Genomic DNA, 16488 nt, shown 5'->3' with positions numbered 1-16488 from the left:
CGATAGTTGCGGCAAGATGCGAATTGAATCTCTCTTGGGCGACGCCCTCACAGCCAAGGACAATGACTGTCATGGACGCTGAACTGAAACGCTGGTTGGACGCTGGAGACCACTTCGATTACCTCGGCTTCGATATCTTCTACCGCGTCGAAGGCAGCGGGCCGCCGCTGCTGCTGATCCACGGCTACCCGTTCAATTCGTTTGACTGGGCGCCGATCTGGCCCACACTGACGCAACGGTTCACCGTCATCGCACCAGACATGATGGGCATGGGATTCTCCGCCAAACCCGTGGCCTACCAATACTCGGTGACAGACCACGCCGACATGCACGAAGCCCTGCTGGCAAGCCTCGACATCCATAACGCCCACATCCTGGCCCACGACATCGGCGACTCCGTCGGCCAGGAACTGTTGGCCCGCCACGAGTTCGGCGAGCAGACCTACGGCTGCCTAAAAATCGACTCGATCACCTGGCTCAACGGCGGCATGTTCATCGAGTCCTACACGCCCAGGGCGGCGCAGAAGCTGATGTCGCGCACCCCACTGGGCGACGTCTTCAGCCACGTGCAGAACAGCCCGCTCTCACGGAGGCTGCTCGAACCGACACTGCGCGAGATGTTCGGCCCGAACACCAAGCCGAGCCGGCACATGATGGACGTGTTCAACGAGATCCTGGACTACAACGACGGCCGGCGGGTGCTGCACAAGGTGGGCCGGTTCATCAACGACCGCTACACGCACCGCAATCGATGGGTGCGCGCCATGCGGCAGACCGCGGTTCCGATGCGGTTGATCGACGGGCCGATCGACCCGAACTCCGGTGCGCACATGGCGCGCCGCTACGCCGAGGTGATCCCCGACGCCGACGTGGTGATGCTCGCCGACGACATCGGTCACTGGCCGCAACTCGAGGCGCCTGAGGAAGTGCTACAGCACTTCCTCGCCCACATCGACCGAATCGCGCGGCTGAACGAATAGGTACTCGTCCGCGGGCCTCCTCGCGTGGGAAGGCTAGTCATGGACAAATGGCGGCGAGCAATCGCCGAACACGACATTTGTTGCCCGCGCCGTGTGGTCGGAGTGTGCTTGACACATCGAAGACGCGAATGTCGTTGATGCTGTGAGGAATCGAGGGAGCTATTCGTCTTCACTGGGGCGAAGAGCCGCCACCAATCGCAGCTGAGATTCCACGATTTCGGCCGGTTCAACTCGGCCTCGTCGCTGTGTAGCCCAAGCGGGGTGGGTCAGGCCGAAAATGGGTAACCGCCGACTAGCGCACTATTCGTAACCGGAAGAAAAGGACACGCCAGTGAGCGGTGCGGATAAAGCCCGGAACAAGATGGACCAGGTCACCGCAAAGGTCAAGGAGGCAGTCGGCCGCGCGATCAACGATCCGGGGTTGGAGGCTGAGGGCAGGGCTGGTCAGCGGGCGGCTCACCTGCGCGACGCGGGTGAAAAGGTCAAAGACGCGTTCCGGCCTCGTCGCCGTCGACAGATGCCTCGGCGTCGCCAGATATAGCAGACGAAGCCCTGACGAAACGGCCGACGGGTTCAGTTTCGCGCGCACGTCTAGCGACGGATGCCCGGATGAACTTCCTGGATGTTCCAAACGTCGTATTAAACATGAGCACCATCTCCACAATGAGGACCGGACATCGTCGGCTGGCGGACGGATCGCTGCTCCGGATTGACATGGAGTTGGGCCGCTTTGTGGGAAGCCTTTACACACGAGACATGCGGGTGAAGACACAAATCGTCGGCAGTGAGGTCGAGGTTCATGCGTGGGCTGGCCGCGTGCACCAGTCGGGCGCAACGAAACTGATAGCGCCACAACGGATTAACCCTGACGTTCGATTCCCTACTTCGCTAGGGTGAACTGGTTGACGTCGATGTAACCGATCCGGAACATTTTGGCGCAGCCGGTGAGGTACTTCATATAGCGCTCGTACACCTCTTCTGACTGAATCTCGATGGCCTCGCTTTTGTGCGCCTGCAGGGCCTCGGCCCACAGGGTCAGGGTTCTGGCGTAGTGGGGTTGCAGTGACTGGCGGCGGGCCAGCGTGAAGCCCGCCTTCGACGAGTGCTCGTGCACCATCTCGATCGTCGGCGCAAAGCCCCCTGGGAAGATCTCGGTCAAGATGAACTTGATGAACTGGACGAACTCGGACGTAATCGGCAAGAAGCGGTCGATCATTTGCTGTTCCGTCAGGCTGGTGATGGTGTGTAGCAGCATCACGCCGTCGGCGGGCAAAATGTTGTGGGCCAGCGCGAAGAAGTCGTCGTAGCGGTCAGGGCCGAAGTGCTCGAACGCGCCGATCGACACGATGCGGTCGACGGGCTCGTCGAACTGTTCCCAGCCGGCCAGCAATACGCGTTTGCTGCGCGAACTGTCCATCTCGTCGAACGACCTCTGCACATGGGCGGCCTGGTTCTTCGACAACGTCAGGCCGACGACGTTGACGTCGTACTTCTCGATGGCCCGGCGCATGGTGGCGCCCCAGCCGCAGCCGACGTCGAGCAGTGTCATGCCGGCCCGCAAACCCAGCTTGCCCAGCGCCAGGTCGATCTTGGCGATCTGGGCCTCTTCCAGCGTCATGCCTTTGTGCTCGAAGTATGCGCAGCTGTAGGTCTGGGTGGGGTCCAGAAATAGCCGGAAGAAGTCGTCGGACAGGTCGTAGTGCGCCTGTACATCGGCGAAGTGCGGCGTCAGCTTTTCGGCCATGTCTTAGTGCCCTTCTGGGCCCAGGGGACTGTGCCCGCACGGGTAACGCTACGCCGAAGCGCAACCCAGCGGTGCCGCTTGACGGTGCGCAGCCCAATAGTTATGGCGTGGAACCTTTCTCGTCGGTTGCTCGCGCCGGTTGAGTGAGGTCATATCTATGTCACGCAGCGAATTCGGCGGCCCGCCAAAGCACCAGGGGGAAGCGGTGGCCATGCGCGGTCAACAAGCGTGGTGCATAGATCCGCGACAGCACCTCCGGCGCTTCACATCTCCGCGAAACTGGCGAAGCGCCGGGGCTCGTTGGGTAGGCTCTTAGCCGCGCTGATCCGCTAGCTTTAGCGACTGTTGCGGGGGTGTTGAGGTGGGCTTGAGCGATTTGGCGGCGAAGTTTGTGGCGTTCATTCGCGCTGGCTACCCGCACGGCATCCCCAAGACCGACTGCAGAGCGCTGCTGGCACTGTTGCGGCGTCGGTTATCCGAGGACGAGGTAGCGGCAGTGGCCAGAGAACTGGTGGCTCGCGGCGAGTTGAAAATCGCCGATATCGGCGCGACCATCGCGTGGTTCAGCGACAAACCGGCAACGGCGGCAGATCTTGAACGTGTCCAGCGCCGCCTTAGAGGTGATTGGCTGTCCCGTTGATCCTGACCAATTGGCGTGGGTGTTGCTCGGCGATTTTCCACCGCTTGTGAGCTTCGCAGTGGAGCACGCCGGCAGGTGGGGCCGCGCCTTATCGCGGTGGTCCCCGCTCCGGTTTCGACGACCCGCAGGTGTCCAGCGTGCCGGCCCGGGTAGAAACGGATGTGATGAACAAGCAGGAGCTGGCTCGGGAGATTGGCCACCCCGGCGCCCAGAACTTGCTCTCCGGCTCCATGGCCCGGCTCGCTTACAGCGGGCACGATGGCTTCCCGCGAGTCGTCCCGGTCGGGTTCTACTGGACCGGCGAACGAATCGTTGTCTCCACGGCACCGACCTCCCCGAAAGCCCGAGCGCTTTCGTACCGCCCGAAAGTCGCTTTGACGATCGACACCGGCTCCACACCCGAGGAAGCCAAGGCCCTGCTGGTGCGTGGCCTCGCCACACTCGAAACCGTCGACGGCGTCACCGACGAGTACCTCGCGGCAGCGAGGAGGTCAATGGGCGAATCCGAACTTGCTGAGTTCGAACGCAACGTGCGCTCGACGTACCAGCAGATGGTGCGGATCTCGATCGAGCCGCGTTGGGCGCGGTTTTTTGACTTTGGCGCTGGCCGCTTACCCGCTTTCCTCGCCGACCTCGTCAACGATGGTTAACCAGTAGCACAGCCAGCGACAACACGAATGGTGGCCTGCCCAGCCGATCACCGCTGCACGGGAAATTCCTTTCGGGGGACCGGCAGGCATGCGCAAAAACCGCGGATCTCGCGGTTCATGTAGCCTCGAGGTCAACTACCGACTCCAGGCGACAAGGCAGGTGCTCAAAACGTGGCACAGCCGTCCTCCGGTCCAAGTGGTTCCGGGCACGTCGCCGGAGCCGCCGGACTCCCGTGACGCGGGCGACGACGGCAATCGCAGCAGCTGGCCAATGCACACGAAAAATCGATCGCGGCCCGATCGAGTAGTTCCCCGCGTACCTGACCTCGCGCCGGCACTCGCCGCTCGCGCGTAAACCACCATCCAAGAAGATCGGACGGGACCCACATTGCTGCGGTTCGTAAACCTTCCCTGCCCGCGCGTCGCCGCCCGGACGGCGCGTGCCGTCGCGCCCGAGTCTCATTGAGATTCCGTGGCCATCACTGCAGTACCTGAATACGCCCATCTGAGTGAGACGGACCTCGAGGAGCTCGCGGCCGCATTGGAGGCGATCCGTCGCGATGTCGAGTCTTCACTCGGCGCCAGCGATCGGGCATATATCAAGCGCGCCATCGCTTTTCAGCGAGCGCTCGAGGTCGCGGCGAGGTTAGTCATCGGCACCAGTAAAGGCAGGTTTGGCTGGGCCGTCGGAACCGCAGCCCTGGCAGCGGCCAAGTGCATCGAGAACATGGAACTCGGCCACAACATCAGCCACGGTCAATGGGATTGGATGAACGACCCAGAGGTCCATTCCACGACGTGGGAATGGGACATGGCCGGTCTCTCGTCGCAGTGGAAGAACTCCCACAACTACCGGCACCACGTCTTCGCGAACGTCGTCGGCGTAGACGACGACCTCGGATTCGGGGTCTTGCGGGTGACTCGAGACGAGGAGTGGCGGCCGCGCGCGTTGCTGCAGCCGTTGCGCGCGGTGCTGCTGGCGCTCCTATTCGAGTGGGGTGTCGCCCTGCATGGCCTGTATTCAGTGCAGGAGCGCGAGACGACGACCGCCGGTAAAGCTGCGCACAAGACGGCGTTTATCGGCAAGATCGCTCGGCAGGTCGGCAAGGACTATGTGCTGTTTCCCGCGCTGAGTCGCCGGCGGTGGTGGCGCACGCTGGGGGCCAACCTGGTTGCCAACGGGCTGCGCAATGTCTGGGCGTGTGTCGTGATCTTCTGCGGTCACTTCGCCGACGGAGCCGAAAAGTTCACCCCGTCCGTGCTGGACAGCGAAACGAAATCCGAATGGTATCTGCGACAGATGCTCGGGACTGCGAACTTCCGCGCCGGCAGGGTGCTGGCATTCATGAGTGGAAACCTGTGCTATCAGATCGAACACCACCTCTACCCTGATCTGCCAAGCAATCGATACCCCGAGATCGCCGAGCGGGTGCGCGCGCTATGCGGCACCTACGACCTGCCGTATACGACGGGTCCGTTGCTTCGCCAGCACCTCCTCACGGCGCGGACAATCTGCAAATTGGCGCTCCCGGACCGGTTTCTGTCCGCGACCTCCGACGACGCACCGGAGACCGCGTCGGAACTCAGATTCCCGAATGCGGCGAAGCGGTCGGACGTATCAAGCATGGGGCGACGCGGATTGGCGACGGCAATCCTCACCCGCAGTAATCGACCTCTGCCCAAAGACCGGTCAGCCTAGCGGTGGACTTGGTCGAATTTGTGTCCCAGTGTCGTCGACCCCCGGTGAAGTCGCTGCGGGCCGCGGCGATTCCTCGGCACGTCAGGCCCGTCACCAGCGTAAGGTGGTGGGCGCGGTTGGGAGACGCGAAAAAGCACCCCCTGGTGTATTGCGGATTGACGGCCAGACGCCATCAGATTTCAAGCCTGGCTTCACGAATCGGAACGCTCAGTAAATCCCTGCCACAGGAAGAAAGTCATGCCCACCGTTGAGGCGCGGCTCCGCCAGGATTTGCGCGACTATGCCGTCGAATTGCGGCAGCTTGCCTACACACTGCCCGAAGGTCTGGGCGAGCACGATTTGCTCGGATTGTCTGGTCGCATGCGCGCGACTGCCGATCAAGGGGAACATCAGCGGAGGGGTGATGATGGCTGATCGCGTCATGAAGGGCAGTCGCCTCGGGGCCCTGAGCTATGAGGTCGACCGCAACCATGACCTGGCAGCCCGAAAGATCGCGCGGTATCGCACCGAGAACGGCGACGAATACGAGATGCCCTTTGCCGCCGACGCCGAGGTCCCCGTCACCTGGCTATGCCGCAATGGCATGGAGGGCACGCTGATCGAGGGGGGTGACCTGGCCGAACCCAAGAAGGTCAAGGTGCCGCGCACGCACTGGGACATGCTGCGGGAGCGCCGCTCGATCGAGGAACTCGATGAACTACTGAACGAACGCCTCGAGATCATCAAGTCGCGCCGCCGGGGCAGCTAGTTTCAGCTCATTGTCGACGGGTTCGCCGGTTAACTCATCGGGCAACGTCAACCGTCGCGGGCCCGAGGTTGACGGGCAACTCCTTCAGCCCGCGCAGCAGGGTGCTGTCATTCGGGATGGGCTCGCCGGCGAGAGCCAGCTGCGGGAAGCGTTCGAACAGCGCCTGCAGGCCGATCTGCAGTTCCATGCGTGCGAGCGACGCGCCGAGGCAGGCATGGATACCGCTGCCGAAGGCGATGTGGTCGCGGGCGTTGGCACGGGTCGTGTCGAATTCGTCGGGACGTTCGAAGACGGCCGGGTCCCGATTGGCCCCGCCGGTAAGTAGGAAGATCGCCGAGCCTTCCTGCAAGGTGTGGCCGTCGATCTCGATTGCTTCGGTGGCCACCCTGGCCGCGATATGCGCGACGGAGTCGTAGCGCAGCACCTCTTCGACCGCGTTCGGCCAGCCCTCCGGATGCTCCTGGAGCCGGGTGAGCTGATCGCGATGCTCGACGAGCGCCACCACCGCGTTGCCGAACGCGTAGGTGGTGGTGATGAACCCGGCGCCCAGCAGTAGCCCCGCGAACATCCTGACCTCGGTTTCGGTGAGGTCGCTGTCGTGCAGCACGGCGGACAGGATGCTGTCCTCGGCGCCAGTGTGACGCAGCCGTTCGATGTGGACCGCGAGGTAGTTTTCGAACTCGCGCAATGCCTCGACGGCGGTCCGGTACTCGCGCCAGGAAGGGGACGTGCTGTTGAGAATCTTGGTGCCGGGCTCGGCGAATGCTTGCAGGCGGGATGTCTCGTCGCGAGAAATGCCCAACATCTCGACGATGACTTCGATGGGGATTTGAGACGCGTAGGCGGCGATCAAATCGCATTGGTTGTTGCCTTCGAGGTCGTCGAGCAGGGTGTCGGCGATCTCTTGGATGCGGTGACGAAGTCGGTCGATCGCGCGGGGGGTAAATGCCCGCGACACTAACCGTCGCAATCGCGCGTGCTCGGGCGGATCGGTAACAAGCAGTGACGGCGGTTCCACACCGTTCAGCACGCCGGGATTGGTTTTCGCGAGCATCCGTTGAATGACGCGAAACTGCGAGCGGTCCCGCGGTTTCGAGGTCCGGAACCGGTCGTCACGCAGCACGTCGCGGACAATCTGCGCGTCCGCGGTGACCCACCCACCGCCGACCACCGCCGAGATACGCCCCCGTTCGCGAATCTGCTCAACGAGGCGATGCACGTCGCCGGGTTGGCCGGCATCGATCAACAGCTGGGAAAAAGGATCGCGGCGGCGCGCGAGCATTTTCAGCGTCCAACGCGGCAGCCCATAACCCAACAGCCAATGCACCCGGGTCTTGATGTCGGCATTCATATTCGCCCCTGCCCTCGGCTACCGATGAGGCTAGCGGCTAGCGAGCACCGATACGCGTCAAAGAAACGCGCCGGAATCTATCGGATCGCACAATTGCGGCGGGCCAGTCTGAGGGGACGCGACCGGCCGAAGCTCAGCCGTCGATGTGCACGTTGGGGTACCAGCCTCACCGTCGCCTTATGGTGGTTCATCATCCGGCCGTGGCGCGCACGGGTTTGGGTGTCGACTTCTGCGGGGCGCCGAGCCCGGCGACGGTACCGAGTGGTTCGGTAACAAAGGGTGCGTCGCTTCTGCTTGACAGATCGCTCATGACGCTGTCTTCCTTCCCGTCGCCGTGGAGCTGCCGAACGAAACATCCAGGGGCGCAGCAGAATTCTGGCAATCGCCAGCATGGTTGAGCGTTGGACGCGGGAGCGACGTCTGGAGCACACCCGGTCGCTTCTCCTTGATGCAGCCGAGGAGGTGTTTGCCGAAAAGGGTTTCACGACAGCGACTCTCGATGACATCTCGCGCGCTGCCGGCTACACGAAAGGCGCCATTTACAAGCATTTCGCCAGCGACCGCGGCGCCGAGCACGCCGCATTTGGCCACGAGTTCACGTTGTACCTGGTTCGCAATCCCGACGCACGAGAACGGGTAGCCGCCAAGAGATCTGAGGTCGTCCGTGCCCTCGAGAAGTTCATCGTCGCCGGCATCGACCGGCTCGGCGGGACCCTGTTGATTCCTTCATCGACGTTCGCGCACGTGCTCGTCGCAACCACTGACTCCGTCATGCTGGGGAGTCAGCTCGACGACATCGACCTGTTCGGACCGATGCTCCAAATGTATACGTCGGCGATCAAACTGCCTTGAAATTGATCCTGTTCATGCGCCGGGCGAGACCGCGATAGATTTGGTGTCCACGTAGCCGTCGAGGCCTTCGGGGCCCAGTTCGCGGCCGTAACCGCTGGCTTTGACGCCGCCGAACGGCGCAAAGGGATCCATGGTGTAGCCCTGATTGATCCCAAGGGTGCCGGTGCGGATGCGCCCGGCGATCGCCAAGGCTCGGTCGGTGTCCGCGGTCCACACCGATCCGGCCAGTCCGTAATCGGAGTCGTTAGCGATCGCCACCGCATCGTCCTCGTCGCCGTAGGGGATGACGGTGATCACGGGCCCGAATATCTCTTCGCGCGCGATGCGCATCGCGTTGTCGGCGGCGGCGAAGAGGGTGGGTTGGATGTACCACCCGCGTTCGAGGCCGTTGGGCATGCCGGTGCCCCCGACGACGAGCCGCGCGCCTTCTCGTTGACCGACTCGGATGTAGTCGTGGACACGTCTTTGCTGACGTTGTGACACGAGGGGGCCGATTTGGGTGGCGGGATCGTTTGGGTCGCCGACAAGAAGACTGGCCATCTCGGATGCGAGAGCGTCGACGTACTCGTCGTGGCGGTGTGCGGGTACGAGCACTCGGGTCAGCGCGTTGCAGATCTGGCCGCTATTGGACAGGCTGGCCGACCGGATGCCGGTGGCCACCTTGTCAGGTTCGGCGTCGTCGAGCACGATGGCGGCGGATTTGCCGCCGAGTTCGAGGCTGACCCTGGTCAGGTTGGCGGCGCATGCGGCGGCGACCGCCCGGCCCGCGGTTGTGGATCCGGTGAACGACACCTTGTCGACTTTCGCGTGCGCGACGAGGAGTTCACCAACCGCGGCGTCGCCGGGTACCACGCTGACCACGCCTCCAGGCAGACCGGCTTGTTCGATCATCTCCGCTAAAAGCAGTGCATCCAAGGGTGATTCGGGTGCGGGCTTGAGTACCAGCGCGCACCCGGCCAGCAACGCGGGCACCAGCTTCGTAATGATCAGAAATTGCGGCATATTCCACGGGACAATCGCTGCGACTACGCCGACCGGTTGCTTCTGGACCAGTACATCGGCGCCGAAGAAGCCGGCGCGGCTCTCTTGCCATTGATGGCGCTCGGCCAGGTCGCAGAATGCGCGGATCATCATGGCGGGCAGGCCGACCTGCGCGCGCTGGGCGAAGGTGATGGGGGCGCCGATCTCGGCGGTGATGGTCTCGGCCATCTCGGCGCGCCGTTGATCGTAGACGTCGGCGAGGCGTCGGATCGCCGCGATGCGATCCGACGGTTCAGTCGCGCCCCAAGCTCCCGAGTCAAAGGCGGCGCGCGCGGCGTTGACGGCTTCGTCGACGTCGGCGGGTGTCGCGGCGGCGACTTCGGCGATGGTTTGCTCGGTGTGCGGTGAGATGACTTCCATGAGCTTGCCCTGCGCCATGTAACCCCTTCGTTCGCCTAGTATCAACTACTTGCGATTCAGGTGGTCAGCATATACCGTCGGGCCGACGGACTCCTACGGACAGGAGAGGTTGTGGCTCGCTTCCCCAAGCCCCCGGAGGGCAGCTGGACCCAGCATTACCCGGAACTGGGCACCGAGCCGGTGTCCTACGAAGACTCCATCAGCCCGGAGATCTACGAATTGGAACGGGCGGCGATTTTCAAACGTGCGTGGCTGAATGTTGGCCGGGTGGAGCAGCTTCCGCGTAAGGGCAGCTACTTCACCAAGGAGCTCACGGTCGCCAACACATCGATCATCCTGGTGCGCAACGGATCTGGAGAGGTCAACGCGTTTCATAACATCTGCCGGCACCGCGGTAACAAGCTGGTCTGGAACGACATGCCGCTGGAGGAGACCAGCGGTGTGTGCCGCCAATTCACCTGCAAGTACCACGCCTGGCGCTACGACCTGGATGGCAACCTCACGTTCGTGCAACAGGAGGAGGAGTTTTTCAACCTCGACAAGAGGCGCTACGGGCTGGTGCCCGTGCACTGCGATGTGTGGGAAGGCTTCATTTTCATCAACTTCGCGAAGCAGCCGGAACAGTCGTTACGCGAATTCCTGGGGCCGATGGTGACGGCGCTGGAGGGCTACCCGTTCGGCGACCTGACGTCGCGTTGGCACTACAAATCGAAGGTGAAGGCGAATTGGAAGCTGTACATGGACGCGTTCCAGGAGTTCTACCACGCGCCGGTGCTGCATGCGAACCAGTCGCCCACCGCCTACTCCAAGGCGGCCGCCGAGGCCGGCTTCGAGGCCCCACACTATCGCCTGGACGGTCCGCACCGGCTGGTCAGCACGTCGGGTGTGCGAGCCTGGGAGATGCCGGACGAGATGCGCAAGCCCGTCGACGACATCTGCCAGAGCGGACTGTTCGGACCCTGGGAGAAACCCGATTTGGGTGAGATGCCGGTCGGGCTCAATCCCGCGAAGTGCGATCCGTGGGGACTGGATTCATTTCAGCTCTTCCCCAACTTCGTCATTCTTTTCTGGGGGCAGGGCTGGTATCTGACCTACCACTATTGGCCGACTTCCTATAACAGCCACGTCTTCGAGGGGACGCTGTATTTTCCGCAGCCACGGAGACCGCGTGACCGCGTCGCGCAGGAACTCGCGGCGGTGACGTTCAAGGAATACGGCCTACAGGACGCCAACACGCTGGAGGCGACCCAGAGCATGATCGAGTCGCGGGTGATCGACAGGTTCTTGCTTAACGATCAGGAAATACTGCTGCGTCACCTACACAAGGAGACGGCGGCGTGGATCGACGAATACCAGCGTAAGAACACGGCAGGGGTATGAACGCAATGCTGCCAACGGAATTCGCCGACCTCGAGCCCTTCGCGGAGTGGTGCCTGCCCACCGAGCCGCAGCGCTACGCCAAGAGGCTGGCCAGCTCCATGACGGAGATGAAGGCGTTCTACGACGCGATTACCCCGCGCGCCGAGGAGGCCCTGGCCTACTGCGACAAGTTCCCCCTCGACGACTTGCCGGACGACGTCCTCAACCTGATGCACCTGCTGTATTCGATGATCATGGTGTCATTCCCGGTGGAGTGCTGGAAGCAGCCCCGCGTTCCCGATTCCGGTGCTTCCACCCTGGACTGCGTGTCCGAGCCCGTGCCGTGACGATCGTCCTTCGGGCAGCGCGCTGGGCTGATGTCGACGCCGGTTTGGTGCGGTCCCCGGCGGTCGTGGTGATCGATGGACAGCGCATCACCGCCGTTAATCCCGAAGGACCACAGCCGGATCCGGCCACCGTGGTGGACCTTGGGCACGTCACGCTGCTGCCGGGGCTGATGGACATGGAACTCAACCTGCTCATCGGCGGCCCCGGCGGCCCCGAGGGCCTCCCGGCCCCGATGCACGGCGTGCAGGACGATCCGGCGTATCGCACACTGCGGGGCGCGGTGAACGCGCGCACCACGCTGGACGCCGGCTTCACCACCGTGCGCAACCTCGGCCTCATGGTCAAGACCGGCGGCTACTTGCTCGACGTCGCGCTGCAGCGTGCCATCGACCAGGGCTGGCACATCGGCCCCCGCATCTATCCCGCGGGCCATGCCGTCACCCCTTACGGCGGGCACCTGGATCCGACGGTGTTTCAGCGGCTGGCGCCCGGGATCATGCCGCTGTCCATCGCCGAGGGCATCGCCAACGGTGTGCCCGACGTCATCGCCTGCGTCCGCTACCAGATTCGCCACGGCGCTAAGCTGATCAAGGTCTCGGCGTCGGGGGGCGTCATGTCGCACAGCACCGCTCCGGGCGCCCAGCAGTATTCCGATGCGGAGTTCGCCGCGATCGCCGACGAGGCCCACCGCGCCGGGGTGCGGGTCGCCGCTCACGCCGTCGGCGACACCGCGATCCGAGCGTGCATTCGCGCCGGGATCGACTGCATCGAACACGGGTTTCTGGCCACCGACGAGACGATCCAGATGATGGTCGACCACGGCACCTTCCTGGTTTCCACCACCTATCTGACGGAGGCGATGGCGATCGACCGGATTGCGCCGGAACTTCGGAAGAAAGCCGAGGAGGTCTTTCCCCGCGCAAAGGCGATGCTGCCCAAAGCAATTGCGGCCGGAGTGCGGATCGCCTGCGGCACCGACGCACCGGCAATCCCGCACGGCCAGAATGCCAAGGAGCTGGGGGCGCTGGTGGCGCGCGGCATGACCCCCATGCAAGCTATCCGGGCCGCGACGGTCGTGGCGGCCGAACTCGTCGAGGCCGACCACGAGTTGGGCCGGCTGGCGCCGGGTTACCTCGCCGACATCATCGCCGTACCCGGTGATCCGTCTCAGGACATCGCCACCACGCTGGACGTCTCATTCGTCATGAAGGACGGCCGGATTTTCAAAGAGCTGGCCGCGTGAATCGGGACAAGGAGACCGGCATGGAACTCACCGAAAACCTCCTGTGGTTGCTCAAGCAGGCGTTCTACTTCTCGCTGACCAGCGTGAACGACGCGATCAGCAACCACGGCGTCAGCACGGCCCAGATCGGTGTGCTGCGTCAGCTCTCCAACGAACCCGGACTATCGGGCGCTGAACTCGCCCGCCGTCTGCTGATCAGCCCGCAGGGTGTTCAACTGGCTCTCACCGCGCTCGAGCGCCGCGGCCTGGTTGAACGCAAGCAGGACCCCCAACATAAGCGCATTCTGCAGGCCTATCTCACCGACGAAGGACGCGACGTCGTGGCGAGGGTACTGGGTGACGCCCTGACCGCGCACGAGGAGGTCTTCGGTGTACTCAGCGGCGAGGAGCAGGAAACCCTGCGTGAACTGCTCGCGAGGGTGGTCGAAAAGGGCACCGGCCACGAGTTGTTCAAAGACAACATCGAGAGCTGATTCATGTCTCTAGTCTCTAGTACTTGAGATTAATCGCAAGTAGTTGATATTGTGACAACGATGCAAGGCTCCCGCGCTACGGTGCAGCCGGCCGATGCCGACGTCGCCATAGCAGAGGTGACCATCGAGCTCGACCGGTGCACCATCACCGTGACCTACAGTCCTGGCGACACGTTGCTGCAGACGGCCCGCATGGCGGGTCTGAGCCCCCCGTCGTCGTGCGAAGTCGGCAACTGCGGAACGTGTATGGCCCGCTTGACCGAGGGCAGCGCCCGGATGATCAACAACGACGCACTCGAAGATGACGAGGTGGAGGAGGGCTGGGTGCTGACCTGTCAGGCACTGCCGACTAGCCCCACGGTGCGGGTGGTGTACGAGTGAACAGGGTCTGCGTTGTGACCGGGGGCGCCTCGGGCATGGGTGAGTCGACGTGCCACGAACTGGGCCGGCGCGGCCACCATGTCGCGGTTCTCGACGTCAACGAGCAAGCCGCGCAACGCGTTACCGAAGACCTGCTCGCGGCGGGGGTGACGGCCATCGGAGTCGGCGCCGACGTCACGGACCGGGGCGCCGTCGAGCAGGCGTTCGCCAAGGTGCGCAGTGAGCTGGGCCCGGTCTCGATCCTGGTGACGAGTGCGGGCATGTTCGGGCACTCCCCGTTTACCGAGATCACCGCCGAGTCGTGGGCCAAGATCATCGACGTCAATCTGACGGGCACCTTTCACTGCTGCCAAGTCGCTATTCCAGACATGGTCGCCGCGAAATGGGGCCGGATCGTGATGATTTCGTCGTCGAGTGCCCAGCGTGGATCGCCGTTCGCCGCCCACTATGCGGCGTCCAAGGGCGCGGTCATCACCCTTACCAAATCGCTGGCCCGCGAGTACGCCGCGGACGGGATCACCGTCAACAACATCCCGCCCTCCGGAATCGAAACGCCGATGCAGCTCCAGGCGCAGGAGGCAGGATTCGTGAAGTCCAGCGAGGAGATCGCCAGGAATATCCCGATGGGCCGTCTGGGCACCGGAGCCGACATCGCCGCGGCGGTCGGTTTTCTGTGTTCGGACGAGGCGGGCTTCATTACCGGTCAGGTGCTGGGCGTCAACGGCGGAGCGGTGATGTGACGAGGTTGGTCTCAAAAGCGATGGTGACACAGGGAGGTTCACGATGACGCGGTCCGGAAGGCCCTCGGAGGGCTCCTGGACGGAGCACTATCCCGAGCTGGGGACCGGCCCCATCTCGTTTCGAGACTCGACATCGCCGGAGTTCTTCGAACTGGAACGCGAGGCCGTGTTCAAACGGGCGTGGCTGAACGTCGCCCGCGTCGAGGAGTTGCCGCGCGTAGGCAGCTATGTCACCAAGGAAATCGAGGTGGCCCGCACGTCGGTGATCCTGGTCAGGGGCCGCGACGATCGCATTCGCGCCTTCTACAACGTCTGCCGTCACCGGGGAAACAAGCTGGTATGGAACGACTTTCCCGGTGAAGCGACACGCGGGACCTGCCGTCAGTTCACCTGCAAGTACCACGGGTGGCGCTACGGCCTCGACGGTGCGCTGACATTCGTGCAGCAGCCGGAAGAGTTCTTCGACCTCGACGCCGCGGACTACGGATTGCGGCCGGTGTATTGCGATGTGTGGAATGGCTTCATATTCATCAACTTTGATGCCGAACCGCGTCAAAGCCTGCGCGAGTTCTTGGGTCCGATGATCACCGGCCTCGATGACTACCCGTTTGGCAAGTTGACCGAGCGCTACGAGTGGGTGGCGCACAACAACAGCAACTGGAAAATCTTCGCCGACGCGTTCCAGGAGTACTACCATGTGCCGTCGCTGCACCCACAGCAGGTGCCGGCGGAGGTGCGCGATCCCAACGCCGGATTCACCTGCGGGCATTTCCAACTCGATGGCCCCCACCGGCTCGTGTCGACCGCAGGACGGCGCCGTTGGCTGCTGCCGCCGGAGTACATGTACCCCATCGAGCGGGCCACCAAGAGCGGCCTCGTCGGCCCGTGGCGCACCCCGGATATCGGAGAGCTCCCGGCCGGCCTCAATCCCGGGGGCATTGAGCCCTGGGGAATCAGCAATTTCCAGATCTTTCCAAACACCGAGATATTGATCTACGGCGGCTGGTATCTCCTGTACCGGTACTGGCCGACTTCGTACAACACCCACCGGTTCGAGGCCTACACCTACTTCCACCCGGCGCGCACCGCCCGGGAACGCGTCGAACACGAAGTCGCCGCCGTGGTGCTGAAGGAGTTCGCGCTGCAGGACGCCGGCATGCTCGGCGGAACGCAGGCCGCACTGGAGTACGGCATCGTCGACGAGTTCCCGCTCAACGATCAGGAGATCCTGGTGCGCCACCTGCACAAGGTCATCGTCGACTGGGTAGAGGCATACCAACGCGAAAAAGCTTCGACGCCGGCGGGGGTCTGATCATGCCGGACGCCTTGCTGCCCAGTGCATTCGCCGAGCTGGAGCGCTATGCCCAAATCTGGTGCCTGGCGACCGAGACCGAACGCTGGAACGCGCGGATGGCCAGCACCATGCCCGAAATGCACGCGTTCTACGACGCATTTTTCCCGCGGCTTGAAGAGGCCATCGACTACTGCGACAAGTTCGCGCTCGACAACCTGCCCGAGGACACGCTCAACCTGCTGCACATGATTTATTCGCTGATCATGGTCGCCATGGCGGTCGAGGTCATGCACCAGCCCGTTCCGACCGATGCCGCCGATGCGGTCATGATCCGCACCGGCGAACCGTTTCCCTGATCGCACTGGCATGCCTTCGTCCGCGACCATCGCCGTCAGAAAGGACTCTCAATGAAGAAGTCAAGCCGCCGTCTCGGTGATTTGGGGTGAGCCGGGTTGCCAGGTGCGGTTGTCGCGGATGAGGGCGTAGAGGACGTTGGTGCGTCGTCTGGCCAGGCAGATTGTGGGCGGGATCGGTCGTTTGCCTTGTTCGCGTTTGTGCTGGTAGTAGGTGCGCGAAATGGGGTCG

General features: G+C 63.3%; 18 protein-coding genes and 2 pseudogenes. 16 read left to right on the top strand and 4 right to left on the bottom strand.

Going from position 1 to position 16488, the window contains the following annotated elements:
- Positions 1–71 precede the first annotated feature (71 nt).
- Positions 72–980 carry an alpha/beta hydrolase gene (locus JO059_RS20105; RefSeq protein ID WP_293321943.1) on the top strand — a complete coding sequence of 303 codons (909 nt, stop codon included), beginning with the start codon at positions 72–74 and terminating at the stop codon, positions 978–980.
- A gap of 331 nt (positions 981–1311) precedes the next feature.
- On the top strand, positions 1312–1521 hold the full coding sequence (locus JO059_RS20100) for a CsbD family protein (protein WP_293321941.1): 210 nt from the start codon (positions 1312–1314) through the stop codon (positions 1519–1521).
- 339 nt (positions 1522–1860) lie between these two features.
- On the opposite strand, the gene mmaA2 is transcribed toward JO059_RS20100, so the two are convergent.
- On the bottom strand, positions 1861–2724 hold the full coding sequence (gene mmaA2 / locus JO059_RS20095; protein WP_293321938.1) for a cyclopropane mycolic acid synthase MmaA2: 864 nt from the start codon (positions 2722–2724) through the stop codon (positions 1861–1863).
- Between the two features lie 367 nt (positions 2725–3091).
- On the opposite strand from mmaA2, the gene JO059_RS20090 reads away from it, so the two are divergent.
- The 5 genes from JO059_RS20090 to JO059_RS20070 all read left to right on the top strand — a co-directional run bounded on the left by JO059_RS20090 (position 3092) and on the right by JO059_RS20070 (position 6461).
- Complete coding sequence (locus tag JO059_RS20090; protein WP_293321936.1) at positions 3092–3364, top strand: DUF3349 domain-containing protein; 273 nt, start codon at positions 3092–3094, stop codon at positions 3362–3364.
- Between the two features lie 164 nt (positions 3365–3528).
- Positions 3529–4014 carry a pyridoxamine 5'-phosphate oxidase family protein gene (locus JO059_RS20085; RefSeq protein WP_366516243.1) on the top strand — a complete coding sequence of 162 codons (486 nt, stop codon included), beginning with the start codon at positions 3529–3531 and terminating at the stop codon, positions 4012–4014.
- Positions 4015–4486: 472 nt separating this feature from the next.
- Positions 4487–5713, top strand: coding sequence for an acyl-CoA desaturase (locus tag JO059_RS20080; protein ID WP_293321932.1), 1227 nt, complete (start codon positions 4487–4489; stop codon positions 5711–5713).
- Positions 5714–5950: 237 nt separating this feature from the next.
- Positions 5951–6127 (top strand): hypothetical protein, encoded by a 177-nt coding sequence (locus tag JO059_RS20075; protein ID WP_197508806.1) that lies wholly within the window; start codon positions 5951–5953, stop codon positions 6125–6127.
- Positions 6120–6461, top strand: coding sequence for an RNA polymerase-binding protein RbpA (locus JO059_RS20070; protein ID WP_293321920.1), 342 nt, complete (start codon positions 6120–6122; stop codon positions 6459–6461). The genes JO059_RS20075 and JO059_RS20070 overlap by 8 nt, the downstream gene beginning before the upstream one ends.
- 34 nt (positions 6462–6495) lie before the next feature.
- Here JO059_RS20070 and JO059_RS20065 read toward each other — a convergent pair whose 3' ends face one another.
- Complete coding sequence (locus JO059_RS20065; RefSeq protein ID WP_293321916.1) at positions 6496–7812, bottom strand: cytochrome P450; 1317 nt, start codon at positions 7810–7812, stop codon at positions 6496–6498.
- Positions 7813–8202: 390 nt separating this feature from the next.
- Here JO059_RS20065 and JO059_RS20060 point away from each other — a divergent pair, with 390 nt between their 5' ends.
- Entirely contained in the window at positions 8203–8664 is a 462-nt protein-coding gene (locus JO059_RS20060; protein ID WP_293321913.1) for a TetR family transcriptional regulator, read from the top strand.
- 12 nt (positions 8665–8676) lie between these two features.
- Here JO059_RS20060 and JO059_RS20055 read toward each other — a convergent pair whose 3' ends face one another.
- Complete coding sequence (locus JO059_RS20055; RefSeq protein ID WP_293321911.1) at positions 8677–10083, bottom strand: aldehyde dehydrogenase; 1407 nt, start codon at positions 10081–10083, stop codon at positions 8677–8679.
- A 93-nt stretch (positions 10084–10176) separates the two neighbouring features.
- On the opposite strand from JO059_RS20055, the gene JO059_RS20050 reads away from it, so the two are divergent.
- The 8 genes and pseudogenes from JO059_RS20050 (at position 10177) to JO059_RS20015 (ending at position 16259) form a co-directional block, all read left to right on the top strand.
- Positions 10177–11445, top strand: coding sequence for an aromatic ring-hydroxylating dioxygenase subunit alpha (locus JO059_RS20050; protein ID WP_293321909.1), 1269 nt, complete (start codon positions 10177–10179; stop codon positions 11443–11445).
- Positions 11442–11771 (top strand): hypothetical protein, encoded by a 330-nt coding sequence (locus tag JO059_RS20045; RefSeq protein WP_293321907.1) that lies wholly within the window; start codon positions 11442–11444, stop codon positions 11769–11771. The genes JO059_RS20050 and JO059_RS20045 overlap by 4 nt, the downstream gene beginning before the upstream one ends.
- Positions 11768–13015, top strand: coding sequence for an amidohydrolase family protein (locus JO059_RS20040; protein ID WP_293321905.1), 1248 nt, complete (start codon positions 11768–11770; stop codon positions 13013–13015). The genes JO059_RS20045 and JO059_RS20040 overlap by 4 nt, the downstream gene beginning before the upstream one ends.
- 20 nt (positions 13016–13035) lie before the next feature.
- Complete coding sequence (locus tag JO059_RS20035) at positions 13036–13488, top strand: MarR family transcriptional regulator (protein WP_293321903.1); 453 nt, start codon at positions 13036–13038, stop codon at positions 13486–13488.
- 114 nt (positions 13489–13602) lie between these two features.
- Positions 13603–13869, top strand: a pseudogene (locus JO059_RS20030) (2Fe-2S iron-sulfur cluster-binding protein); the annotation flags it as partial.
- Positions 13866–14609 carry an SDR family NAD(P)-dependent oxidoreductase gene (locus tag JO059_RS20025; protein ID WP_293321901.1) on the top strand — a complete coding sequence of 248 codons (744 nt, stop codon included), beginning with the start codon at positions 13866–13868 and terminating at the stop codon, positions 14607–14609. The pseudogene JO059_RS20030 and the gene JO059_RS20025, both read left to right, overlap by 4 nt.
- A gap of 43 nt (positions 14610–14652) precedes the next feature.
- Positions 14653–15921: an aromatic ring-hydroxylating dioxygenase subunit alpha gene (locus JO059_RS20020; RefSeq protein WP_293321899.1), complete on the top strand. Its 1269-nt coding sequence runs from the start codon at positions 14653–14655 to the stop codon at positions 15919–15921.
- Between the two features lie 2 nt (positions 15922–15923).
- Positions 15924–16259 (top strand): hypothetical protein, encoded by a 336-nt coding sequence (locus JO059_RS20015; protein WP_293321897.1) that lies wholly within the window; start codon positions 15924–15926, stop codon positions 16257–16259.
- A 60-nt stretch (positions 16260–16319) separates the two neighbouring features.
- Here the strand turns inward: JO059_RS20015 and JO059_RS20010 are convergent.
- Positions 16320–16488 (bottom strand): annotated as a pseudogene (locus JO059_RS20010) (IS110 family transposase); the annotation flags it as partial.

It is taken from the genome of Mycobacterium sp., assembly GCF_019247615.1.
Lineage (GTDB): Bacteria > Actinomycetota > Actinomycetes > Mycobacteriales > Mycobacteriaceae > Mycobacterium.
This window is presented reverse-complemented; position numbering and strand designations above follow the sequence as displayed.

Excerpts from the sequence above, each read along its gene's own strand:
- JO059_RS20105 (WP_293321943.1), top strand. The coding sequence starts at position 72 with ATGGACGCTGAACTGAAACGCTGGTTGGACGCTGGAGACCACTTCGAT.
- mmaA2 (WP_293321938.1), bottom strand. The coding sequence starts at position 2,724 with ATGGCCGAAAAGCTGACGCCGCACTTCGCCGATGTACAGGCGCACTAC.
- JO059_RS20085 (WP_366516243.1), top strand. The coding sequence starts at position 3,529 with ATGAACAAGCAGGAGCTGGCTCGGGAGATTGGCCACCCCGGCGCCCAG.
- JO059_RS20075 (WP_197508806.1), top strand. The coding sequence starts at position 5,951 with ATGCCCACCGTTGAGGCGCGGCTCCGCCAGGATTTGCGCGACTATGCC.
- JO059_RS20070 (WP_293321920.1), top strand. The coding sequence starts at position 6,120 with ATGGCTGATCGCGTCATGAAGGGCAGTCGCCTCGGGGCCCTGAGCTAT.
- JO059_RS20065 (WP_293321916.1), bottom strand. The coding sequence starts at position 7,812 with ATGAATGCCGACATCAAGACCCGGGTGCATTGGCTGTTGGGTTATGGG.
- JO059_RS20060 (WP_293321913.1), top strand. The coding sequence starts at position 8,203 with ATGGTTGAGCGTTGGACGCGGGAGCGACGTCTGGAGCACACCCGGTCG.
- JO059_RS20055 (WP_293321911.1), bottom strand. The coding sequence starts at position 10,083 with ATGGCGCAGGGCAAGCTCATGGAAGTCATCTCACCGCACACCGAGCAA.
- JO059_RS20045 (WP_293321907.1), top strand. The coding sequence starts at position 11,442 with ATGAACGCAATGCTGCCAACGGAATTCGCCGACCTCGAGCCCTTCGCG.
- JO059_RS20035 (WP_293321903.1), top strand. The coding sequence starts at position 13,036 with ATGGAACTCACCGAAAACCTCCTGTGGTTGCTCAAGCAGGCGTTCTAC.
- JO059_RS20020 (WP_293321899.1), top strand. The coding sequence starts at position 14,653 with ATGACGCGGTCCGGAAGGCCCTCGGAGGGCTCCTGGACGGAGCACTAT.
- JO059_RS20015 (WP_293321897.1), top strand. The coding sequence starts at position 15,924 with ATGCCGGACGCCTTGCTGCCCAGTGCATTCGCCGAGCTGGAGCGCTAT.